The organism is Endozoicomonas arenosclerae, assembly GCF_001562015.1.
Lineage (GTDB): Bacteria > Pseudomonadota > Gammaproteobacteria > Pseudomonadales > Endozoicomonadaceae > Endozoicomonas_A > Endozoicomonas_A arenosclerae.
In genome coordinates this window covers 1-23,462 of sequence record NZ_LASA01000164.1, presented here as the reverse complement: position 1 = coordinate 23,462, position 23,462 = coordinate 1, and the positions used below count along the sequence as shown (strand labels likewise).

Here is a 23,462-nt window from a genome sequence, read left to right as displayed (position 1 = left end):
CCCTGAAGTTAAGCAAAAGTTATGGGGTGGAGCATTCTGGAGTTCAGGATATTTTATGAATACTGTCGGCCAGCATGGTAATGAAGATGTAATTGCAAATTATGTCAAAAACCAAGGCAATGCGGAGTACAAGCAGCTACACCGGAAGGAAATAAGTCCGAACCAAATCAGTCTGTTTATGGACTGACCACTCAAGTTGCACTGAGGATACCCCGCAGCTTGCTGCGGGGTAGTTCATTGAGTCTTCTGCCCACCTGAAAAGGGTGGGCTATATCTTCCTGTAATTAGTACTTTTGTCCTCGCTTATTCGTTTCTCTCATTCTTTTATCCTTGTTATCGAAATCCTCTGCATTGGCTAATCAGCAATCCTGCGCACAACCCTAAATTGACTTAAGTCGGGTGGACTCCTAGTATTGCCGGCCTGAACGTCTGGTGAGAGCTCAATGACTGCTGATACCCTCAGAATTACTGAAATATTTCATTCCCTGCAGGGGGAGTCCCGAACCACGGGCCTGCCCACTGTATTTGTCCGTTTGACTGGCTGCCCTCTGCGGTGCACCTGGTGTGACACCGAGTACTCCTTTCACGGCGGAACTCGCATGTCTCTGGATGAGATCATTGATCAGGTGGAAGGCTATGGTGCAAAACACGTTTGTGTGACCGGTGGGGAGCCCCTGGGCCAACCAAACTGTTTTCCTCTGCTAGAACGGTTATCTGAAAAGAGGTTTGAAGTATCACTGGAAACCAGCGGTGCCATGGATGTCTCTCAGGTGGACGCCCGAGTGGTAAAGGTGCTTGATCTCAAGCCACCTGCCTCCGGTGAGAGTCATAGAAACCTCTACGAAAATATTCAGCACCTTACCACGAACGATCAGGTGAAATTTGTGATTGCAGATCGTGGAGACTATGAGTGGTCTGTCAGTAAACTGTTGCAATACAATCTTGTGAATCGGGTGTCTGATGTGCTTTTCTCGCCCGTCAATGATCAATTAGCCCCCGATCAGTTAGCCGACTGGATTCTGGCAGACAAGTTGCAAGTCAGGTTTCAGGTGCAGTTACACCGGGTCATCTGGGGCGACAAGTCGGGCGTATAGCGTTTCCATTGAAGCATTGATCCGACGTTAAGGCTTTGTCTCGAAAAACTTTCCGGTTTATATCCGGATTCCGTTCACCTTGAGCTTGTCGAAGGGTGGTGGTATTGGGCTTCGACAGGCGCAACCCGAATGGGTTTTCAGACAAGTTTCAAGTAAAACTCTATTGCCGAAAGTGCAGGTTATCGTTATCCCGGTTTGCCTGCATTTCTATGATCAATAAACAGGATTAAAAAACATGACAAAGAAAGCAGTCATTCTGTTATCCGGTGGTCTGGATTCCACCACGGTGCTGGCTATTGCCAGAGACCAGGGGTATGAGTGCTATACCGTCAGTTTTGATTATGGGCAGCGGCACAGATCTGAGCTTGAGGCTTCCGTTCGTGTCTCCAGGGCGTTGGGAGCAAAGGATCACAAAACGCTTAAACTGGATTTGCGCGATCTGGGTGGTTCAGCCCTGACCGATGACGATATTGATGTGCCTGAAGATCTGGGTGAGGGTATCCCGGTGACTTATGTGCCAGCCAGAAACACGGTATTCCTCTCTCTGGCGTTGGGTTGGGCAGAAATACTCGGAGCCAGGGACATTTTTATCGGGGCCAATGATGTTGATTATTCCGGCTACCCCGATTGTCGTCCAGAGTACCTGGAAGCGTTTGAAAAAATGGCCAACCTGGCCACCAAAGCAGGTGTGGAAGGTGACCATTTCCGTATCCAGGCGCCGCTGCTTAAACTGACCAAGGCCGAAATTGTTCAGGAGGGGGATCGTCTTGGGGTGGACTACGGTATTACGGTTTCCTGTTATCAGGCAGATGATCAGGGTAGGGCGTGCGGCGTATGTGACAGCTGCCGGTATCGCAAGAAAGGTTTTGAAGAGGCTGGTGTAACAGACCCAACGCCTTACGTTGAATCCTGATCTGACAAAAGTGACTCGAAAAAAAGAATCGGCCACACAATTGTGTGGCCGTTTTCGATTATTGCATCTTGAACAGTTTTGCCGGTACCTTGAAGAAGATCACATCGGTGGATCTTGGTTTGGGTGAGTTGGCTCCATTGTCAGTGACTAAAACCAGTAATTTGCTGCCATTTTCTCCATCAGGCCCCAGGGTTACCCCTTCAATATTGATTCTTTTGAAATCCGGAAAGGTTTTTTCAAAATCACGAGTGCTTAGCAGGCGCTGCTTTCTGAGTACAGGCAGTGATGTTGTCTCTCCGTTATTTTCATTCAGGTTGCTGCCGTCGTCCTCTGGTGCAGGGGGGAGCGGGTTATCAAGGTCAACCAGATAAACCTCGGAGTACGAGTAGTTGACGGTTTTTCTATTGGCAGCTTTGACGTAATTTTTTTCGATGACAAGGAATTGATGGTCATTGATGGCCTGGGCATCGCTAATGCTTTGTACAATGACATCTCTCAAGGGATCGTAAAGCCCTCCCGGAACCGCTGTAGGCTGATAATGGTACTGAATGTCCGGCTTTACGACGGCTGAAACCATATTTGCGGCTTCGGTCATGGAGAAGCGTAATACTCTACTGGGCGTAGTGCCTTTGGAATGATCCCAGTGCAGGTCATCTTGAAGCAGGCTTTGCTCGGTAATAGCCAGATAATCGTGGCTGCCCGGAATATGGGTAACGGTTTCAAAGCCCCGGTTGCGTTTGACCCCTTTTCTGTCCGGATCGTCACTGTGCCAGTTGTATTCAATGTCATAAATGAATGGAACCCAGTGCGGGATCTTCCAGTCGAAACGCCAGCCTGTGTTGGAGAATTCTTTGGGGTAATGATAAGCACCCAGCAGAGAGCCATCTCTGCCCACTTTTAGTAAGGTACTGTGAATATTCCATCCAGGAATTCGAATCCAGGGTGATACCCAGTTAAGCGGGTAAGTGGCGCTCTGCTCAGAGGCAACGAGAAAGGCGTCATCGCCCAGAAAATCGAAGCCTTCTGTATCGATATGACCATTTTGAGTCCAGTGAACCGTGTCATTGGGTTCAATGTCCACCTCTTTGATCAGGCTGCCCGATGTCGCCAGGAAGGTTTTATTGTTTTTTACCACGCCTTTACTGGTAATCAGGGTTTCTTCCGGAACCAGATAGTAACGGGACCGACCGTTTTTGTTGTAATAGTTGGGAACGGCTCCGGTGTCATCCGAGAGCAGGATGAATTGATTATGGGTTTTGTCATAACGGATGGAAGAAATCCCGAGAATGGGTTGCTCTTCACTGTAATCCAGTTTTTTACTGCCAAGAAACTGAACGCCGCTCTGGCCGGCACTGGCTCCTTCGAAAGATAACAAAGCGGAAGCTACAAAGAGCGAGAGAGGCCTTAGTCCTTTGAGTGACATGAGACTACCTTTCTTATAACGGGATTAGTGTAATGGGCTTAATCCTAGTCGAAAATCGGCAGGTTTCAGGGGGATTTGTCTGGTCAGTTCTGAGGAGGTATATAAAAATAATTTATCTTTATGTTTTATAGGGGCTTATTCATCCAATCTCGTCGAATGGGTACAGTGGGGTTCTCAAGTTTTGGAATGGAAACTGGCTATAGTTTGAGCTGGTCACCCCGATGCCGTCGATCAGTAGCTCATTGCGGGTGATGCTGGCAAAACTCTCTCTGTGGTGAATGCGGCTCTTTAATAGCAGATAACGCTTGAGTTCGGGGTTGATGCCGCAGGCAATAAATATGCCTTTGTCCCAGGGCTCTATATGATGAGACGTCACAATAATCTCCAACTCCCCGCATTCAAACACTGCGGTGGGGCCCATGTTAATGCTGATGCCGCCATACATGGGGCCGCCCAGAGTCCATCGCCCGTTTGTGAGTGTTTTCACTCTTCCGGTAAGGGTGAGAGGCTCTCCCTTCAAACCCAGGGCTTCCATATTGGTTTTTCCACCCAGCTCAACGGTGATGATCTGGTCGATGCCTGCCACCTGCATGAGCTGAACAGCGGCAGGGTCCCAGACTGCCGCTACAGCAACATTCTTCAGATTGTGCTGAATAACTTCACGAATTACTGTCATGACATCCTGGGTGCCCCCTGAACCACAGTTGTCACAATGATCCAGTAATAATGTGGTTTGTTTGAGGCCTGCTGCTTTTTTAAATATTTCTTCGCTGGATACAGGGCTGTAGATCATCTCTTTTCGGCACTGCCAGGCCGCTTCTACGATTTCATCACACACTTTCTCTGCCAGTTCAGGGTCATTGTTGGTAATGATGACCACGGAAGGGCCTGTGTCCGGGGTGTCTGAAAGCGGGAATCCGCCGAACAGACTGATATCAAGGACCCTGTCCAATTGCTCTCTGGATCGGCAGAGCTTCATAAGGCTTTTAAAAGGTTCGTCATCAGTACCTTGCCTGAGCGTGTGAGGGAGAACGGGAATTTGACCCAGCTTCATCACTGGATTGGTCTTGCCACTCACCTGATCCATCAATAACCGGCCCGCTCGCAGGCCTGTTTCTTTCATGTCGGTATGTGGATAGGTGTGATAGCCGCAAATAACATCTGCCAGCTCAACCATTTTCTGGCTGACATTGGCGTGGAAATCAAGACTGACTGCAATAGGGAGGTCAGGGTATTGCTGTCGTATTTCTTTCAGTAAAAGCCCCTCGGCATCCAGATTGCTTTGGGTGATCATGGCGCCGTGAAGGTCCAGAAAGCAGGCTTCAGCCCCGGCCAGCTGGTTAATGATTTTCTCTTTAAGCTGCCAGAAGGTTTCATCGTCAATGGGGCCTGAAGGCATGGCTTCTGCAGCAACAGGGGTTATCTGTTGAATCTTGAGTTCGTCCAGTAGCTTTATGTACCCGCCAATTGCGGTGTTTGTTCCGGCCAGCTTTTCGGGAATATGTTCGTTATAAAGCAAAGTCCACTCTGCAAACCGATTCAGGTCGGTGACCAAAGGGGAGAAAGAATTGGTTTCATGCTTGAGCATGGCTATCAAAGCGCGCATAACAGAAATTCCAGACTGGATGAAACAATAGATAGACCAGGTTCTGGAGAAAAAACAGCGACAATATTTTCTATTCACTCAGGATTTGTCTGAAATTAACTTTCATGCTGAAATTCTCTAAAAACCCATTCGGGCTGAGCCTGTCGAAGTTCAATACTGCCGCTCTTCGAAAGGTTCAGGGTGAACGGAATTCCTCTGTAAATAGGGAAGTTATTTCGAGACAAATCCTTGGCATTTAACTGAGTGCAGAAAAAACTTGCAAGATTTATCGGGCTGAGTATTATGACGCCGCGTCGGGTCGTTAGCTCAGTTGGTAGAGCAGTTGGCTTTTAACCAATTGGTCGTAGGTTCGAATCCTACACGACCCACCAATTTCCTTCCTTTTCTTCTTCTCTCTTTTATCCAGCTGCCTCAACGTTTCAAGTGTGTTAAAATCGGCGCAATTTGCCCAAATGTGTCTTTAAGAGACTGTCAGACCGATTTTTATGAGTGTACTTAGTGATAGAGCATTTGTTCAGGACCACCTCAGCGGCGCTTCCGTTCAGGGTCTGGATGAATCTAAAGAACAAGCACTGAAGCAGAAAGTGCGTGAGCTTCTGGAGCAGGAAAATGCAGTTCTTGTGGCTCATTATTACACCGACCCTGTTGTGCAGGCCCTGGCTGAAGAGACCGGAGGCTATGTAGCCGACTCTCTGGAAATGGCCCGCTTTGGTCGAGACCATAAAGCCGATACCCTGGTGGTGGCCGGTGTTCGTTTTATGGGGGAAACCTCTAAAATTCTCAGCCCTGAAAAACGTGTGCTCATGCCGACACTGGAAGCTGAGTGCTCTCTGGATATTGGTTGTCCGGTGGATGATTTCTCGGCATTCTGTGATCAGCATCCGGATCGTGAAGTTGTCGTCTATGCCAATACCTCGGCAGCAGTAAAAGCCCGGGCTGACTGGGTAGTGACTTCCAGTTGTGCTGTGGACATTGTTGAGCACTTGATGGACCAGGATAAAAAAATTATCTGGGGACCGGATAAGTATCTTGGCAGCTATATCCAGAAAAATACCGGAGCCGACATGTTGCTCTGGGACAGCAGCTGTATTGTTCACGAAGAGTTTAAGGCCAAGGGAATTGAAGACCTCAAGAGAGTCTATCCTGATGCCGCTGTGCTGGTGCACCCTGAATCTCCGGATTCCGTTGTACAGGTGGCCGATGTTGTAGGTTCTACCAGTCAGTTGCTCAAGGCTTCCCAGGAAATGCCAAACTCCACTTTTATCGTGGCAACAGATCGCGGCATTTTCTACAAAATGCAGCAGGCCTCCCCTGACAAGTCTTTTGTTGAAGCTCCGACCGCAGGCGAAAGTGCGACCTGCAAGAGTTGTGCGCACTGCCCCTGGATGGCAATGAATTCACTGGAAGCTCTGGTTCAGTGTCTTGAAAAGCCCGGCGAATTGAATGTGGTCAACGTGGATGATGAGCTTAGAGTCAAATCCCTGATTCCTCTGGATCGAATGCTGAATTTTACGGCGTCACTCTCCTCCTGATTCTCTCTGATCTAATGAAAAACCCGGGCTTTGTTTCCCGGGTTTTTTATGTGTGGAGACAGTGAAGGTTTCACTGGCAGTGACCTCTGTATTTGCTTGTAAGTCAGTCGCTTGAAAAGTTTTTATAAACCCTTTCTAATTTTACACGAGTGTGTCATTATTTCGGACGATTCTTGACGTTGGGTTTAAGGATAACCTTACGACAGTAAACCCGAGAGGCTGTTGATGTTGAATCAGGCCATCAGCAGTTTCTGAAATGCTGACGTCATTGGCGCCGGTGTTTCAAAAACAATAATAAAGAGGGTGGAGAAATGACCGTACAAGAGAAGATTGATGTCAGTACTGCTGATATGCAGGCTGTTCTGGATCGTCAGAAGGCGGCCTACCTGGAAGAAGGTCCGGTTTCAGCAGAAGTCCGAATTGATCGCCTGAATCGATTGATTGACCTGGTTCATGATCATAAAGATGAAATGGTTGTAGCCCTGAGTAAGGACTTCGGTCATCGATCCAGCCATCAGACCTTAATGTCGGATATCTATTCCACACTTGAATCCCTGAAACACACCAAAAAATCCCTGAAATCATGGATGAAACCGGAGAAAAGAAAGGCTCCTGTTCCCATGAATATCTTCGGTGCCCGCGCTCGTATTGAGTATCAGCCTAAAGGGGTGATTGGTATTCTGGGTACCTGGAACTTCCCTATTCATACTGTAGTGTCTCCTTTGGCTGGCATCTTTGCCGCAGGAAACAGGGCTCTGATCAAATATTCGGAAGTGACTCCCGAGACTTCGGCACTGATGCACAGTCTTATCAAGAAATATTACAAGGAAGAAGAGTGTGCTGGCTTCCTGGGTGGTCCTGAAGTGGGTGCTGCTTTTTCCGGCCTGCCACTGGATCATCTGATTTTCACCGGTGCTACTTCCATTGCCCGTCATGTTATGCGCTCAGCCTCTGAGAATCTGACACCTGTAACGTTGGAGTTGGGGGGTAAGTCTCCGGTCATTATTTCCAGAGAAGCTGATCTGAAAGAAGCCGCTCGTCGTATTTTCGCGGGTAAGACACTCAATGTTGGTCAGGTCTGCCTTTCTCCTGACTATGTCTTTGTTCCTGAAGACCTGCGTGAAGAGTTTCTGGCTCATGCCTTCAGTATTGTGGCAGAAATGTTCCCGACTATGCTGAGCAATCCGGATTACTGCTCTGTCATCAATGAGCGCCACTATCAGCGCCTTCAGGGGTATATTCAGGATGCTAAAGATAAAGGCGGCGATGTAAGGGAAATTAACCCGGGTAATGAAGACTTTTCTCAGCAGCAGGGTGTTCATAAAATCCCTTTAACCCTGATTGTCGATCCTTCCACTGACATGAAGGTGAGCCAGGATGAACTCTTTGGTCCACTGCTCTGCGTGAAGAGCTATAAAAAGCTGGATGAGTGCATTGATTACATCAACGCCAATCCCAGACCTCTGGCGCTGTACTACTTTGGACCCAAGAAAGGTCCGGAAGTGCGTAAGGTGCTCGATAACACAACTTCAGGTGGTGTCTGCATCAACGATGTCATGGCTCACGTCAGCTGTGAAGACTTGCCATTTGGTGGTGTTGGCCACAGTGGTATGGGTAATTATCATGGCCCTGAAGGCTTCAAGACATTCAGTCATGCCCGTTCAGTCTTTACCCAGACCAAGATCAATCTGCAGGCTCTGGGCGGTATGCTGCCTCCTTATGGTGAGAAAGCAGATAAGACTCTGGCCGGTATGATCAAAAAGTAAGTGCTTTTTCGATGCCGGCTTCGCAGCAGTGGAGCCGGCAGAGCCCTTCATCCCACCATTCCTGATTGTTCTCATTCTGCTCAAAACTTCTGCTACTATCACGCGATCTGATAAAACAAATGAACAGGAATCTGAAATGTTGCTGGAGCAGTTGGACACGCCGGCGCTGATCGTCGACCTGGATAAAATGGAAGCCAACCTGAAGAAAATGCAGGCATTGGCTGATGCTCTGGGTTATGCGCTGAGGCCTCACACCAAGGCTCATAAAATTCCAGAATTTGCCCGGAAACAAATAGAGCTGGGCGCCCAGGGTATTTGTACGGCCAAACTGGGAGAAGCTGAAGTGATGGCTGATGGGGGGCAGAGAGATATTCTGATCACCACGCCAATAGCTGGACAACAAAAATATGAAAGGTTGGTCGGGCTTTATCAGAAATACCCGGATGGACGCTTTATTCAAGTGATAGATCATGTTCAGCAGGTCCAGGGTATTGCCAGGCAGGCAAAAGCAGCCGGTGTTACGGTCAGTCTTCTCATTGAAGTGGAAAGTGGTCAGCAACGCTGTGGTGTGGAAGCGGGCCCTGAGTTATTGAGTTTGATTGAAGCTATCAACCGTACTGAAAGTGTGAGCTATGAAGGTATTCAGGCATACAGCGGTCATTTGCAGCATGTGAAGGGGTTTGCAGCCAGGAAAAGTCAGGCCTACGATGCAGTTAAAAATGTTTTTGAATACATCGTGGCCGAGCTGGAGCCTAGAGGTTTGGCTCCGAAAGTGGTCAGCGGGGGAGGGACCGGTACTTTCAGGGCATACGCTGGACTGGGTTATACCGAGATACAATCTGGCTCTTATCTCTTTATGGATGCGTCCTACGTTGCGATTGGTAATGCTGAGGGAGATTCGGTGAATGATGAGTTCCAGTCTGCACTGAAAGTGATTTCCACGGTGATCAGTCATCCCAAATCGGATAGAGCAGTTCTGGATGCAGGTATGAAAGCCTTGTCTATCGATTCCGGAATGCCGGTTATTGATTGTCATCCGGATGTTATTTATCAATCTGGAGGAGACGAGCATGGGATACTGCATCTGCCCAAGGGTAATGAGCCTTTTTATATCGGGCAAAAACTGACTCTTACTCCCAGTCATTGTGATACTACGCTAAACAACTTTAGTCGTCTTTATGGGGTCAGGGAGGGCGTTGTTGTGGATAGCTGGGAAATCATGGGAAGAGGTAGGAGTGACTGAGAAACTTGGCCGCCTTTACAGCGGCCTTGTCCAATCAGCTGTTTTCCAGCTTCTGACGGTATTTGAAAATATCGTTCAGCTTCTTATCAATCTTGGCTCTCAGGGCATAATTGTCCCCCACCATCTTGCGGGCAAACTGCAGGTGTCTGATAGCATCATCGAGATTGCCGGTTAAAAAGAAGTATTCCGCTCTTGCCTGGTGAAGTCCCAGAATGTCATCAGCCTGACCCTGGACTTCCGCCAGTTCATACCAGATATCCGGATCGTCCGGACGACTGCGGCTTAAATTCAACAGCAAATCCCGGGCTTCCTTGAAGCGTTTGTCCTGAATCAGGATATCGGCTTTGGTGGCTATCAGGGGATAATTGTTCAGGTGAATGGATAGTGCTGCATCCAATCGTTTTAAGGCTTCATCTGTTTTGCCGGTAGCGGATTCCAGCCTCGCCTGAGCCATGATCAGATGAAGGTTTCTGGGGTGCTTTTTCAGCAGTGTGCTCAGTTCACTTTCAGAGGTTTTGTAATCCCTTGCTTCCAGGCTGGCCAGTGCCAGTCCGTAGCGTGTGATGTCTTCAGAGCTGGTGTGTCCAGACTCCAACTCTTTCTTCAACTGGCGGGCATATTTTGCAGGATCTTCGGCGCTGAGGACGAACAATCTCATGCGGGTCAGTTGATAATCGAGACTGCCCTGTGAGCCGTTTGAAGGTAATTGTGCAGCCCTGGCCCGGGAGTCTGAAATACGGTTGTCGGTGACCGGGTGAGTGAGCAGGAATTCAGGGGGGCGGCTCTGGTAGCGGCTCGATTTATTCATGTTCTCAAAGATCTCAGGCATGGCCTGGGGATCAAAGCCGGCTTTGGCCAGTGTCTGAATTCCGATGTTATCCGCTTCTCGCTCAAACTGTCTGCTGAAGCGCAAACGACTGCTCTGAATGCCGGCCACTGTCGTAGAAAGGGCTGCGGCACCGGCATCACCACCGGCGGTTGCCATCAGAATGACGGAAGCAAGAATGGCTGCAGCTGTGGGCAGACTTTTATTCTTGGCATCTTCAACATTTCGGGCATAGTGGCGCTGACTGAGGTGAGCCAGTTCGTGTGCCAATACTGCTGCGAACTGGGCTTCGGTGTCAGCGTTAAAGAACAGTCCTGAGTTCACCCCGATAATACCGCCGGGTGCTGCAAAGGCATTGAGATTGGCGCTGTCTATGACCAGAGTGTTCAGGCGGTGATCTTTTATTTCGCTGTATTCCGCCAGACGATAGATCAGTCGTTCCAGGTATTCCTTGACCTCGGGATCACTTACGGTGGGTGTTCTGCTGCGCAAGTATTTCAGATAGGTCTGACCCAGCTCATACTCCTGTTGAGGTGAGACTATGCCGGAGGTAGTGTCCCCCAGACTGGGCAGTTCAATTGGGGCCGCGCTTACAACTGCGGAAGAAGTTCCGAGCCAGGTGCTTAGCAGGGCTGCCATCAGGAAACCCGGTTGCTTCATAGAATATCCATACTCATATAATCTGCGGTACACTGTATCGTCATAAGGGTGCTGGCTCAAACAGCCATGATAAAAAGAAACGCATTTTACGACCTCCTTACTTATTCGATCAGGTCATAAATGCGCTTATCATGACTGGTATCCCCGGGTGGTGGAAAAAACAGCCATCACTCCATTTTACACGTCACCGACATTTGCACCAGAATCTTTCAGTGGTTGTCGGATGGGGAGTGAGTGGTTCAGCATAACATTGGCAGCAGGGTTCCTGTACAGCTGATTTTCAGCTTTCCTGAGGGAGAATTGGTTTCATCATGATAGAAGTGGATGTCGAACTGGATCTGAAAGGGATGAATTGTCCGTTGCCCTTACTGAAGGCGAAGCAGGCTCTGAATAAAATGAAGCCGGGCGAGGTGCTCAGGGTTCAGGCTACTGATCCTGGATCGGTTCGGGACTTTGCCAGCTTTGCCCGCATCAGCGGACACAGGATGCTGGCAAGCGATGAAACCTCCGGGGTGTTTATCTTCACCCTTGAGCATAAATAGCCATGAGCTGAAAAGCCGTCATGAGAAGCTGATATAGATTAGTAGTGAACAATGCTCACTCATTTAAAAGGAAGAAAGCATGCTGGATATCATCAGGGGGTGGCTGAACCGGTACCTGTCGGATCATGAAGCCCTGGTGCTGCTGTTGATGCTGGTGACCGGATTCCTGGTCATCATCTTTATGGGGAATATGCTGGCGCCGGCATTAGCGGCCCTGGTACTGGCTTTTTTGATGCAGGGGGTGGTGAACACGCTGGAGAAATGGGGAGTCCCCCATATGCTGGCGGTCACTATAATCTTCACCATCTTTATGGCCGTCCTTCTGGCCTCTATTTTCCTGCTGATTCCGCTGATCTGGCAGCAGGTTACCGGGTTGCTGAATGAACTGCCCAATATGGTCAAGCATGGGCAGGTGATTCTCAAAGAATTGCCCGAGCACTATCCGGCCTTTATTTCTGAATCCCAGACGGCAGCTATTGGCAATACCATTAATATGCATCTGGCTGAGTTTGGTCAGTGGGCGCTGTCTTTCTCTATTTCCAAATTGCCCGGTGCAGTGGGCATTCTGGTCTACCTGATTCTGGTGCCTATCCTTGTGTTCTTTTTTCTCAAGGATAAAAGAGAATTGCTGGGCTGGATCGGGACGCGTCTGCCTACACGACGCCGACTGATTATTCAGGTGGCCGACGAAATGAATGACCAGATCGCCAACTATATCCGGGGTAAAGCCATTGAGATCCTGATTGTAGGCGGTGTGAGTTTTGTGGCTTTTGCCTGGTTGGGGCTGAACTATGCCGTACTCTTGTCGGTATTGGTGGGCTTTTCAGTAGTAGTGCCATATATCGGCGCTACCGTTGTCACCATTCCTATTGCCATGATCGGACTGTTTCAATGGGGTGTGGGTCAGGACTTTATGATGCTGATGATTGTCTACGGCATTATCCAGGCGCTGGACGGCAATGTTCTGGTACCTTTGCTGTTTTCTGAAGCAGTCAACCTGCACCCGGTCGCCATTATTGTTGCGGTTCTGGTGTTTGGAGGTATCTGGGGCTTCTGGGGAATCTTCTTTGCTATCCCGTTGGCGACACTGCTGAAGGCTGTAATGAATGCCTGGCCCAGTGTGCATGATGTCGAAACGGCGGGTTAGTGCCGCCAAGCGTTAATGCTCATATATACTCCGTTCATCCTGAGCTTGTCGATGGACGCTGGTGATGCACTTCGACAGGCTCAGTGTGAACGGTATAGGGTATTACGCCTGGCTCAAGAAGAAGGCCGCAACTGTTTCAATGGAGCAATTAGTCAGGCGTCTACCGTGCCTACAAGTGGAGCATTGGCTTTCGAATCAAAGTGGACACGGTGGTAGTTGTTTCCGTGTCTGGCTGGGCCCTGGTCAATCTTGGCACCGAGTTCACCCAGGCATTGGCCAATGATTTCAAGCTGTCCACTGGTGGCTAAAGAAGACTGCGCGCTAAAGCGCTTGAAGATCGAAGTCGGAAGATCCAGAGGTGGAACTTCGCCATTGCCCAGAGTATCCATCAATGCTGCCAGCTCAATGCAGAACTGGTTTACATAGCCGGTACGATCCTTACCACTCTTACAGAAGTCATGGTAACCATCGGCTGCATGTTGACCAATGACATTGAGCAAGCCCGCCAGTAATAGGGCCATATCCTGATCTTCATGATGCAGCTTGTTGTGCAGAATATATTGAACCTGACGTGTACAGTGAATCATCAGGTTTTTGAACTCCTCGCCCTTGTCCGTTGTTCTTAGAAAGTCATCTACCCGGCCACCAATAGGCTGGGAAGGGTCCATGCCGCCAAACATATCCACCGAGGCTTTTTCATTGATGGGGTCTGCCTGTTCCCAGACTTTGTAGACATCTTCCTGACCCATCTTGTTAACCGGGCAGGAGAAGAGAACGCCGGTGTAATTGACCTTGACTGCCTGCTTTTCTCCAGCACCGTCGGTAAATTCAATGGCGGTCGGTCCATTATTGCTGAGTTCGTCGATAGCTCTCTGGATGAATCTGTGCATGACCATTTCGTCATCCAGTTTGCTGGCTACCAATTTTTGAAGCTTCGGGCTTAGAGTTTTTGCTTTCTCGTTTGCAATGGCACGTACTCTGTCTGGGCTCAGCAGGCTGGTATGCATGGCAGTAAAGTCGATAGGGGTTCCGTTTTCTACTGCTTCCTTAAACTCCGGCTTATCGCCCATAGCTTCCAGGACCATTAAACCGATTGTTTCACGCATCCGGGTAACGGTAACATTAAAAATATCCTGTTCAGCGGCCTGGGCTGCAAACATGGGGAAGGAAACAGGCACACCTGTGCGAATTTTTCGCATGACAGGTCGGCCTGCACCATCGGTCATACGAACAATCCAGCTGTTGATGGCGTGCTCTTTTTCTTTGGGAGACATGGAAGAACGGCCTCCGTGTTCAAGATCAAATACATCTTTTCCAGATCCATCGAGCTTCAGGTGATGGCCGTTTTCGTCCGGTTCCAATGACCAGCTCACGGCGCCAGAGGGGGTGGTATCGATCTTGTAGGAATAGTAGACACCGTTATGAGCCATGACGTATTCCTTGTGAATAGGCTGCCATGGGTTGTGATTCAGTGTATGTTCCAATGAGTGGTTAAAGTTGCCTTTATCAATTCGGGCTGCTTCCAGCTGTTTTAAAAGCACCTTTTTGGTTTTATGCAGTTGACCGACAATGTTTTTGACTATGACTGGTTCAACCTGCCGCTCTTCCTCTTCTTTCATTCTTCTTTCAAGGCTGGCTTTCAGAGTTCTCAAAGCTGTGACTTTCTGTCCCCGGGTATGACGTTTTATAAGGTTGAAGCGACTGGTTTTGGCCAGTTTCTCTTCGGTGCGTTTGAGCTTTTCTTCTGCAGCATGGAGGGCAGCCCGGAAGAGTCGAACATTACCTTGCTGGAGGTTCTTGTCATGACTGAAGTCGTTTTCAATCAGGATCTCAAGGGCCGCTTTTTTCTGGCTCAGACTGTCTTTAACCTTGATGAGGTCCTGCAGAGAGAGTGCAATCACTAATTCGCTGGCCGGGTGATCAAGCTGGCCAATCACACCTTCCTGCATCTGTGTGATCAGGCCCTCCAGAGGATCTTCTATATGTTTAAGCAGCTCCTCAAGCCGTTCCAGCTGCTCAACAGGATTTCTCTGGGCATCGTAAGGTGATTCGCACAGTGCGGGTACTACCTGTTTTGTCATAAAGCCCACAACGTATTTGAGTCGGCTCATTTGTTCGTAATCGAGATTTAATTTTTCCTGAATTCCATCCAGTTTTTCTTCCAGCTGAGCGGTAGGGAAGTAGTCTCGGAAAAAGGTTCTCAGTGCCGGGATGCTGCCAGGCAGATAATGTTCAACCAGGCTCTTGTGATTACGCAGTGCACTTTTCAGTTCTTCCTTGGTCGCGGGACGGCCGGCTTGAACTGAGGCATGATAAAGGGCAATGTCCAGTTCCCGTTGTTCGTGGGCAGGCAGTGCATCCATTTCGAACCCATACAGTTCGCTGAAGGATTCTTTCCAGTGGGTTCTGGCTTGTTGCTTTTGTTCGGGTGTTAAGGGTGAAGCAATTTTTACATCCTGAGGCAAGGGGGCCTGGGTGACATCGAGCTCCATGGCTCTGGCTGGACGAAGTTGTTCTACGTCTGTGATGGTGTTAGCTCTGAGTCGATGGAAGTCCTGTCTGTCGGCTTCGTCCAGCTCCTGCCAGTCGCTCCAGTTCATATCTTCCAGGAATTCATCATAACTGGCGTCGGTATCGGTTGAGTCTGCGTCAATATCCCTTTCCACTCGTCCGGGAACCAGAGCGGCAATAACCGAGTTTAGATAAGTAGGCTTGGGTTCTTTTTCCAGTACTGTGAAACCATTTTCTACTTCAGAGTCGGAATCAGAACTGGATAAAGGAGGGGGAGTAGTTTTCGGTGCTGTAGAAACTGTTCCTGAGACAAACTCCCCCCATTCCTGATCATCTTCAACCGGTTCTTCAGGAGTGGGTGCGGAGGGCTTTAAGCTGGCTTCTTCCAGAGGGGCGTCTTCACCAATGACTATGGCTTCGAGCTCATCGTCCTCTGTTTCAATGATTGAGAGCCTTTCCACTTCCAAGTGACTTTTGCGGAGAGTATCAAGATCCCGGGGGTCCAACAGTTTGAGCGTTTCTTCAGAAGGAAGTTCTCTGGGCTTTAATGTTGACAGAGAGGTCAGTGTGGCTTCAACAGAGACATCTTCCAGAGGATCCGGGAATTCAAAAGTGGGCGATGCTGTTGGGCTGAGAGTGGGTGTTCTGGGGCGTTCGTAAATTTGGGCTTCCGGTCCTTCGTGGATGTCTCGAAGCTTGGTAGTGACTTGAAGATAGTCGACCAGAGAGTTGTTGAAGTTGGCCTTACTGGCATCTGAAAAGATGGCTCTGACATGGGTCAGGTATTCGGTGCGTTCCTGAGCTCCAAGTKTGGCATCTTCAAGCTGTTTTGAGAACTCGGCGGTCAGTGCATCCAGTTTTGTCTGGTCCAGATCGGGGTTGTCTTTTTCTGTTAGATAAGAGGTTAACGCTATTTCTGCACGAGTCAGATCACTCTTGTAAAATCCTACAGGCGCTTTAGGGAGTTGTTGAATTTGCTCGCGGGTCAGCTCTGCACCCGCCTTCGAGAAGTCTTCGTGAGCGTTTTCAACCATTAATTGATGGTAGTGGGATTCCAAATGATTGATTGCGAGAGCGTATTCACTCGCAGAATCAATACCATTATATTTCTGGGCCGAGGACAGTATGACTCTGAGTTGTCTCAGATAAGCATCCCGGGATTCGGGTTTGAAGTCAGCTTGTAAAACTGTGGTCCAGAGGTGAGATACCAGTTTGGTGGTCTCTTTTATGCCTTCCTTACCCTCTGATACGCTTTTTTTAGCAAGATAATTGACCAGCGCTGTTTCAGCTTCATGCAAAGCGCCAGCCTGGCTGGCCAGCAAGCCTTTGGACACTTCAAGTGCTCTGTTAACCGTGCATCTTTCAGCGGGTGCAAGGACGTGCACTCGACGTTGGTCAATGGCTTTGACGGGGTTCAGCAGGCTGTTGATCTGTTGATACCGGGAAGCGGTGGCTTCAAACTCTTTGAGAAAGGCTTCTGTCTCCTGGGGAATGGAAACGGACCAGCCAAAAAAAATCCCGGTGGATAACAGCTTCCCTGATGCATCCTTACCAATGTACCTTCCACCCAGGGTACAACTGTTGCAGTAATCAACCACACTTTTCAGGGAGAGTTGTTCCGGTGATACGGGGGAAGCTCCAGGTTGCATGCTTTTTTCCTCTGCTATCGCTAAATCTGGCTTCATAGGCTTTAGCGGCCAGCAGGGGGAAAACTGTGGGGTAGAGCGGGGCCATCAGATCAGATGGCCCGAAAAGATGGATTAACCCAGTGCCTGGGCAGCCTGGAGAACATCTTCTACATGGTTTTTTATCCGGACTTTGCGCCATTCGTGCTGCAGAATGCCTTCACGGTCGATGAGGAAGGTGCTGCGCTCAATACCCATGTACTCCTTGCCATACATGTTCTTCAGCTTGATCACATCAAACAGTTTGCAGAGTTCTTCATCGGGATCGGAGATCAGTTCGAAGGGAAATTCATGCTTGGTCCTGAAGTTGTCATGGGATTTCATGCTGTCACGGGAAACCCCGAAAATCAGTGTATCAGCCTCCTGGAATTCGGCGTACAGGTCACGGAAAGTCTGGCCTTCACTGGTGCAGCCCGGAGTGTTGTCTTTGGGGTAGAAATAGATGACGACTTTCTTGCCTTTCAGTTCGGACAGTGTGACTGTAGTATTATTGGTTGCCTGGGCAGTGAATTCCGTAACGGGTTGGCCTAGGGTAAAACTCATTGTTCGTCCTTCGATACTGTTGTCTTGGTAAACGGCTGTCTTAGATAAATGGTTGTCTTTACTTAGACAAATGTTATGGGTTCAGGGCTCATATTGAGCATTTTAATGCCTGAATAAATGATTTTCATTGGCTTGATGATTGTGTTTCAAGCTATCTGAATCTGTAGCCGGGAGTCTGCTGGACTTAAGCTGACTCGCTCTTTCTGGATTTCAGGCCGAATCTGTCTTGAGTCCAGCAGGCTCCTGGTGCGAATTACCGGCAATGGTATATAAAGCTGGACTGAGTTGGGCAGAATGTCAACGCTGCCCTTGTTAATGCCTGTGTGCGTCAGTAACATTACGCACAGCTTTTGACTGACCTCTTGGAGTGGATAGATGATTACCGGTAGCCTTGTAGCGCTCGTGACCCCGATGCAGGATGACGGAGAGCTGGACTGGGAGCGTCTTCAGAAACTGGTTGAATTCCATATAAAGGAAGGCACCGATGGCATCGTGGCAGTGGGTACTACCGGAGAATCTGCCACATTAACAGTGCAGGAGCACTGTGAAGTGATTAAACGGGTGGTAGAACAGGTAAATGACCGGGTTCCCGTTATAGCCGGAACCGGTGGTAACTCTACCCAGGAAGCTGTTCTTCTGACAGCAGAGGCGAAAACCCTGGGCGCAGATGCCTGCCTGTTGGTGACGCCTTATTACAACAAACCAACTCAGGAAGGTCTGTATCTGCACTTCAAAACCATAGCGGACGCTGTGGCCATTCCCCAGATTCTCTATAATGTGCCCGGTCGAACTGCGGTGGATATGTTGCCAGAAACAGTGGCCCGTCTTTGTGGTCATGAGAATATCGTGGGTATAAAGGAAGCCACAGGCATTCTGGAGCGTGGTACCCGGATTCGTGAGCTGTGTGGCAGCGACTTTGCTATCTATTCCGGTGACGATGCCACTGGAATGGAGCTGATGCTGCAGGGCGCTAACGGTGTTATTTCTGTTACCAACAATCTGGCGCCTCGTGCCATGCATGAGATGTGTGTAGCGGCTCTGAATGGAGATCGTGCTACAGCCGAGACAATTAACGCTAAACTGGACGCACTGCATCAGAAGCTGTTTGTTGAGGCGAACCCGATTCCTGTGAAATGGGGATTGGCCGAAATGGGCTTGATTGGCGAAGGTATCCGCCTGCCGCTGACGCCTTTGTCTGAGGGCTATCACCCAGTACTGCGTGAAGCCCTGAAACAGGCTGAACTGATTTAATTACTGGTGGTACAGGTTGTTGATTAGCAGCAGGTACCCGTTCCCGGATAGACTGAGTCTCAGGATTACAGGCTGCTTGTCCGGGGAGATTGTTATGGAGCTTTTCAGAATGGAGATCGTATGTCGCGAGCGATGAAAACCTTGCCGGTTATGGCCTGTGCTCTGGCACTGGCAGGTTGTGCCAATCCATTCGGCAAGGAGGGTTATTTCCGGGACAAGTCCGGAGATTACACTCAGGCAAGGGTGACTAAACCGCTGGAAATTCCTGAACAGATGAATACGGAACCCATGGTGGATTCCCTGTCCATTCCTCCTATTTCTTCTGACCATACCGGTCTGGAGTCTGACTTTGCAGTGCCCAGACCTGACCAGAGACTGAGCCAGAAACAGGGCGAGTCTTACACGATCGAACGGGCAGGGGAAGAAGAGTGGCTGTTGGTGGATCGTTCCCCCAGTGAGGTCTGGCCCAAGCTGCAGGCTTTCCTGGAAGAGAATGACATTCCGGTAAAGACTCAGAACGTAAAACAGGGCATTCTGGAAACCGAATGGACAGACCTGGGTAAAGATCCTGAAAAAGGTTACGTATCCCGTGCGTTCAGTAAACTCTTTGGCGCTGAAGTAACGGGTCCTGTGGAAGATCGTTTCCAGTTTGAGGTTCGTCAGGGTGTCGCACCTGCTTCTTCCGAAGTGCATCTGAAAATCAAGTCTCGAGCCATTCTGGAAGAAGGGCAGCAACCGGGTGAGCCTGACTGGAATAATCTGACCGAACGCAGTCAGAAAATGGACGACAGTATTTTGAATGAGCTGCTGTTGTTCCTGGTTCGTGACGACAGTGAGAAATCCGTTTCTTATCTGGCTCAGGATCTGAATCTCGGTAACCTTGCTGTTCTGGAGCAGGACGGTGCCGGTAATCCGCTGCTGAGACTGGATCAATTGTCCTTCGCTCGCAGCTGGTCGGCCGTGGATGCAGCATTGCAGCAAGCCGGAGTGGATGTAACCGACAAGAACCGTTCCGCAGGTATCTTCTATCTGCAGGTTGACCCCAAAGGTGTGGTCAAGAAAGAGGAAGAGTCCAGCGGTTGGTTCAGTGGCTGGTTTGGTGGTGACGACGAGAAAGAAACACCTAAAGATGTACTGTTAATGAGAGTGACAGAACTCAATGGTGTTGTCAGGGTATCGGTGGAGAAAGATGCCAATACCTCAGCGCCTGCCGACATCAGTCGCAAACTGCTAAACCTTGTGAAGGAAAACCTTAAATAGGTTTTAACCTCACTCAAAAAGCCAGTCTCCATGACTGGCTTTTTTTCTTTGACGGCTCGTAAGGCAACACGACCGTCAGTGCACTGCCTGGCAGTGCCCGTTTGATCTTCCACCTTTGATAAATGAGAACAGGTATTGGCAATGAGTTTTGCTGATAAAGTACTGGCTGTTAATAATGACCTGCCGATTCGTACCGAGCTTCCCGTGCATTCCGGCAAGGTTCGCTCCGTATACTGGCTGACAGAGGCGGACAGTCGCCGCCTGATCAGGGAAAAAGGCTATGATGTGGCCGAGGATACTCCTCTGGCGATCATGGTGATCTCCGATCGTATGAGTGCCTTTGATTGCATCTGGAAAGGCGAGGGTGGTATGAGAGGTGTGCCCGGAAAAGGGGCCGCTCTGAATGCTATTTCCAATCACTGGTTCAGACTGTTCAAGGAGAATGGTCTGGCAGACAGCCATATTCTCGATATCCCTCATCCTTTTGTCTGGATTGTCCAGAAAGCCCGTCCCGTGATGATTGAGGCGATCTGTCGTCAATACATTACCGGTTCAATGTGGCGAGCTTACAGCAAGGGTGAGCGCGAGTTCTGTGGCATCCAGTTGTCCGACGGTTTGCAGAAAGATCAGAAGTTGCCCGATCTGCTGATCACTCCTTCTACTAAAGGCATTCTCAAGGGGATTCCCGGGGTTCCGGAAGTCGATGACGTGAATATCACTCGTACGGATCTGGAAGCTCACTATGAGGCTTTTAACTTCCGTCAGGCTGATGACATTGATCGTTATGAAACTCTGCTGAAAGAAGGCTTTGATGTGATCTCTAAAGCTCTGAGTGAGCTTGATCAGGTCTTTGTGGATACCAAGTTTGAATTTGGTTATGTCACTGATGCCCAGGGTCAGGACAAACTCATTTATATGGATGAGGTAGGCACCCCGGATTCTTCCCGAATCTGGGACGGTCCTGCCTATAGAGAAGGGAAGGTGGTTGAGAACTCGAAGGAAGGTTTTCGTCAGACATTATTGAGCCATTTTCCTGATCCGGATATTTTGCTCAATAAAGACAGAATGGATGAAAGGCTGGCCCTGGCAGAAAACAATGAGTTGCCCCAGTCGATCATGATGAATGTATCCAAAACTTATCTGGATATCGCTGAGAGGATCACTGGAGAGCCGATAGCGCTTTCTGACAATCCGAAGGCTGAGATCGTTGCCATTCTCAAAGAGCAGTATGGATTGATTGATTAATCCATGGCTGACTCTGGGCCGGGATTCACAGCAGTTCCGGCTTTCAATTATTCTTCAAGGCCCTTTGCGCCTTAGATACTCTTCTTCCGAAACGTAATTAAAGCAGGATACTCCAAAGGCCTTTTCCAGGGCTGCGCCATAGTGGGCAGCAGTTTTAATCTTCTTCGGGAACATTTTCTGCTCCTCTTCACTGGCCTGTGCTTCAATCTGATCCAGAGCCTGGTGACCAATGACCACCGCTTCCAGTAGTTTTGGGTAGGTTGCAGTGATAGTGGAACAGAGTTCTGCCTGTCGGTGCCTCTCAATGCTATAGCCAATAATCAGGGCGCCAAAAATGATGGAGGCAGGAAGGACTATGGTGAGTGTTTTCATTGCTTTGACATGAGGCTATGAGAAAAGGGGAATAGCTCTGGGCTGGCCACAGCTGCACAATGAACTAGCTTAGATGGAAATTTCTCGGCAGGGTTTACTGGCTGCAACACAATTGTCTTGTTTTCGTGTTCTAGTGTGTACCTGTTCGCAAGGTCATACGCGTTATCACCTGCCGCTCTCGGAAACATGGTAACATGTACTCAGTATCAGGCTGGATGTCTTTGAAAATGACCCTTTGGGTTCTCTCGATGCATCTGGATGGCTTTGACGGGGGCTGGTCGTTTAATAACTATTGGTTATTAGCAAGAATGCGCGGTGTGGCGCGGGTTTTCCCTCTTTTTTATGTAAAGAGCTTGCGTGAGACTTACGTCATCTGTTTTTTATGCACAAATGTCAAGCCCTTGACGTCAAAAAAATGCAGCTTTTCTAAGTGATTGATTTTATAAGGATGAGCTGTAAGTTACTGAAAACAAAAGAAAAATAATTGATCAAAAAATGATCAATTTGTGTAGGGTGCAGTAAGAATCGGTCTTTCTGAATGATTCGACAGGTTCTTCCACAAAGTTATCCACAGATTCTGTGGGTAAGATTTCAGTAAAGCTTCTGAAGAAGTAATACGATCTGCCTCCAAAGCCGTTTATTACAACTTTTTATTAAAGGATGCTGTACTCCTGACGAGTCGGCTAGAGAGTCTGAGCATGAACGAATTGCCCAATATTGTTGATCTGACTGAAGAAAATGTCCGTGAAGTGTTAATCGAACAGTCGGCACAGCGACCGGTATTGCTGGATATCTGGGCCGAGTGGTGCGAACCCTGCAAGAGCCAGCTGCCCATTCTGGCCAGCCTGGTGGAAAACTACCAGGGCAAGTTTCTGTTAGCCAAGCTGGATGCTGATCAGCAGCTGGGTCAACAGCTGATGGCTCAGCTGGGTGTGCGCAGTGTACCCACACTGGTCTTTTTCCATCAGGGTCAACCTGTGCAGGTGCTTTCAGGTTTGCAGACAGAAGCTGCGCTAAGAGAGGTACTTGATCAGCTGACAATGAGCCCTGTAGAACGTATCAAGCTGCAGGTGGATCAGTTAATTGAGCAGGGTCAGCACGAACAGGCTTTGATGTTGCTGCAACAGATTCTGCAGGAAGAGCCAGAGAATCATGCTTTACAGGTTCTGCAGGTTAATCTCCTGTTGGAAGTCGGGCGCATTGATGACGCAAAAACCCTGATAGCTGCTTTGCCTGCAGACACTGCCGGTATTGCCCAGCCCAAAGCCAAACTGGCTTTCTATGAGATGGTGGCTGAAGCACCACAGGTGGCTGAGCTCCAGGCCCGTCTTCACGACGATGAAAATGATCATGAGGCTCGCTATCAGTTAGCGATTCGTCAGGTCATAGCCGACGAAAATGAGCAGGCACTGGAAAACCTTCTGTTGATTGTCAGAAGGGATCGTGAATTCAGGGAGGACGGTGCAAGGCTGTTAATGCTGAAAGTCTTTGATCAGCTGGGGGCGGGTAATCCACTGGCCAAGCGCTATCGTGGCAAGTTGTTCGGGCTGATGCACTAAACCCGGCTTGGGGCTTGTCTGAAATTAACTTCCTTGTTGAAGTCCTCTCAAAACCCGTTCGGGCTGAGGCTCTATGTTTCTTGTCAACCTGCTTTTAGTAATTACATAAGAAATTAGAGCCTCATCGGTGAGAAACTCTCCACTGCAAGAGCCTTAGGTCTTTAATCAGACAGCATAGCTTTTTGCATAATGGGGGAATGATATTGAGCCATATCGAATGTCTTTTGGCTACGCCATACGCTGAATGCTATACGTATCAGCTTGCGCATCACGGCTACCAAAGC

Annotated in this window: 18 protein-coding genes and 1 tRNA gene; 13 read left to right on the top strand and 6 right to left on the bottom strand. The window is 49.0% G+C overall.

What is annotated here, in order from left to right; all coding sequences use genetic code 11:
• The 3 genes from WG89_RS29675 to queC form a co-directional block, all read left to right on the top strand.
• Positions 1-187 (top strand): transposase (locus WG89_RS29675; protein WP_172806680.1); only part of this gene is annotated, 187 nt, incomplete at its 5' end.
• A gap of 256 nt (positions 188-443) precedes the next feature.
• Positions 444-1,094: a 7-carboxy-7-deazaguanine synthase QueE gene (queE, locus tag WG89_RS24755; RefSeq protein WP_062270362.1), complete on the top strand. Its 651-nt coding sequence runs from the start codon at positions 444-446 to the stop codon at positions 1,092-1,094.
• A 235-nt stretch (positions 1,095-1,329) separates the two neighbouring features.
• Positions 1,330-2,007 (top strand): 7-cyano-7-deazaguanine synthase QueC, encoded by a 678-nt coding sequence (gene queC / locus WG89_RS24750; RefSeq protein WP_062270361.1) that lies wholly within the window; start codon positions 1,330-1,332, stop codon positions 2,005-2,007.
• 58 nt (positions 2,008-2,065) lie between these two features.
• Here the strand turns inward: queC and WG89_RS24745 are convergent, their stop codons facing one another.
• Both WG89_RS24745 and WG89_RS24740 read right to left on the bottom strand, forming a co-directional pair.
• Entirely contained in the window at positions 2,066-3,430 is a 1,365-nt protein-coding gene (locus WG89_RS24745) for an esterase-like activity of phytase family protein (protein ID WP_062270360.1), read from the bottom strand.
• A 139-nt stretch (positions 3,431-3,569) separates the two neighbouring features.
• Entirely contained in the window at positions 3,570-5,036 is a 1,467-nt protein-coding gene (locus WG89_RS24740) for a M81 family metallopeptidase (RefSeq protein WP_062270359.1), read from the bottom strand.
• Between the two features lie 295 nt (positions 5,037-5,331).
• Between WG89_RS24740 and WG89_RS24735 the strand changes: the two genes are divergently transcribed.
• The 4 genes from WG89_RS24735 to WG89_RS24720 all read left to right on the top strand — a co-directional run bounded on the left by WG89_RS24735 (position 5,332) and on the right by WG89_RS24720 (position 9,577).
• Positions 5,332-5,407: transfer RNA gene (locus WG89_RS24735), tRNA-Lys, on the top strand.
• 114 nt (positions 5,408-5,521) lie between these two features.
• Positions 5,522-6,568 (top strand): quinolinate synthase NadA, encoded by a 1,047-nt coding sequence (nadA, locus tag WG89_RS24730; protein WP_062270358.1) that lies wholly within the window; start codon positions 5,522-5,524, stop codon positions 6,566-6,568.
• Positions 6,569-6,879: 311 nt separating this feature from the next.
• Entirely contained in the window at positions 6,880-8,334 is a 1,455-nt protein-coding gene (locus WG89_RS24725) for a coniferyl aldehyde dehydrogenase (protein WP_062270357.1), read from the top strand.
• A 136-nt stretch (positions 8,335-8,470) separates the two neighbouring features.
• Positions 8,471-9,577 carry a DSD1 family PLP-dependent enzyme gene (locus WG89_RS24720; RefSeq protein ID WP_062270363.1) on the top strand — a complete coding sequence of 369 codons (1,107 nt, stop codon included), beginning with the start codon at positions 8,471-8,473 and terminating at the stop codon, positions 9,575-9,577.
• Between the two features lie 34 nt (positions 9,578-9,611).
• Here WG89_RS24720 and WG89_RS24715 read toward each other — a convergent pair whose 3' ends face one another.
• The gene (locus WG89_RS24715) at positions 9,612-11,063 is read right to left on the bottom strand and encodes a M48 family metalloprotease (RefSeq protein ID WP_062270356.1); all 1,452 of its coding nucleotides are present in this window, start codon (positions 11,061-11,063) and stop codon (positions 9,612-9,614) included.
• 311 nt (positions 11,064-11,374) lie between these two features.
• Between WG89_RS24715 and WG89_RS24710 the strand changes: the two genes are divergently transcribed.
• Together WG89_RS24710 and WG89_RS24705 are read left to right on the top strand one after the other, a co-directional pair.
• On the top strand, positions 11,375-11,605 hold the full coding sequence (locus WG89_RS24710; protein ID WP_062270355.1) for a sulfurtransferase TusA family protein: 231 nt from the start codon (positions 11,375-11,377) through the stop codon (positions 11,603-11,605).
• A gap of 79 nt (positions 11,606-11,684) precedes the next feature.
• A complete protein-coding gene (locus tag WG89_RS24705) occupies positions 11,685-12,752 on the top strand; it encodes an AI-2E family transporter (protein ID WP_062270354.1) in 1,068 nt (355 codons plus the stop codon).
• A 152-nt stretch (positions 12,753-12,904) separates the two neighbouring features.
• Here WG89_RS24705 and WG89_RS24700 read toward each other — a convergent pair whose 3' ends face one another.
• Together WG89_RS24700 and WG89_RS24695 are read right to left on the bottom strand one after the other, a co-directional pair.
• Positions 12,905-16,912 (bottom strand): inositol phosphate phosphatase SopB, encoded by a 4,008-nt coding sequence (locus WG89_RS24700; RefSeq protein WP_062270353.1) that lies wholly within the window; start codon positions 16,910-16,912, stop codon positions 12,905-12,907.
• A gap of 111 nt (positions 16,913-17,023) precedes the next feature.
• Positions 17,024-17,491, bottom strand: coding sequence for a peroxiredoxin (locus WG89_RS24695; RefSeq protein WP_062270352.1), 468 nt, complete (start codon positions 17,489-17,491; stop codon positions 17,024-17,026).
• A gap of 375 nt (positions 17,492-17,866) precedes the next feature.
• On the opposite strand from WG89_RS24695, the gene dapA reads away from it, so the two are divergent.
• The 3 genes from dapA to WG89_RS24675 all read left to right on the top strand — a co-directional run bounded on the left by dapA (position 17,867) and on the right by WG89_RS24675 (position 21,247).
• The gene (gene dapA, locus WG89_RS24685; protein WP_062270350.1) at positions 17,867-18,742 is read left to right on the top strand and encodes a 4-hydroxy-tetrahydrodipicolinate synthase; all 876 of its coding nucleotides are present in this window, start codon (positions 17,867-17,869) and stop codon (positions 18,740-18,742) included.
• Positions 18,743-18,862: 120 nt separating this feature from the next.
• Entirely contained in the window at positions 18,863-20,002 is a 1,140-nt protein-coding gene (gene bamC, locus WG89_RS24680) for an outer membrane protein assembly factor BamC (RefSeq protein ID WP_079254027.1), read from the top strand.
• A gap of 141 nt (positions 20,003-20,143) precedes the next feature.
• Positions 20,144-21,247 carry a phosphoribosylaminoimidazolesuccinocarboxamide synthase gene (locus tag WG89_RS24675; protein WP_062270348.1) on the top strand — a complete coding sequence of 368 codons (1,104 nt, stop codon included), beginning with the start codon at positions 20,144-20,146 and terminating at the stop codon, positions 21,245-21,247.
• Between the two features lie 54 nt (positions 21,248-21,301).
• Here WG89_RS24675 and WG89_RS24670 read toward each other — a convergent pair whose 3' ends face one another.
• Entirely contained in the window at positions 21,302-21,619 is a 318-nt protein-coding gene (locus WG89_RS24670; RefSeq protein ID WP_062270347.1) for a hypothetical protein, read from the bottom strand.
• Positions 21,620-22,317: 698 nt separating this feature from the next.
• Here WG89_RS24670 and WG89_RS24660 point away from each other — a divergent pair.
• On the top strand, positions 22,318-23,178 hold the full coding sequence (locus tag WG89_RS24660; RefSeq protein ID WP_062270345.1) for a tetratricopeptide repeat protein: 861 nt from the start codon (positions 22,318-22,320) through the stop codon (positions 23,176-23,178).
• The last annotated feature ends 284 nt before the right edge of the window (positions 23,179-23,462 follow it).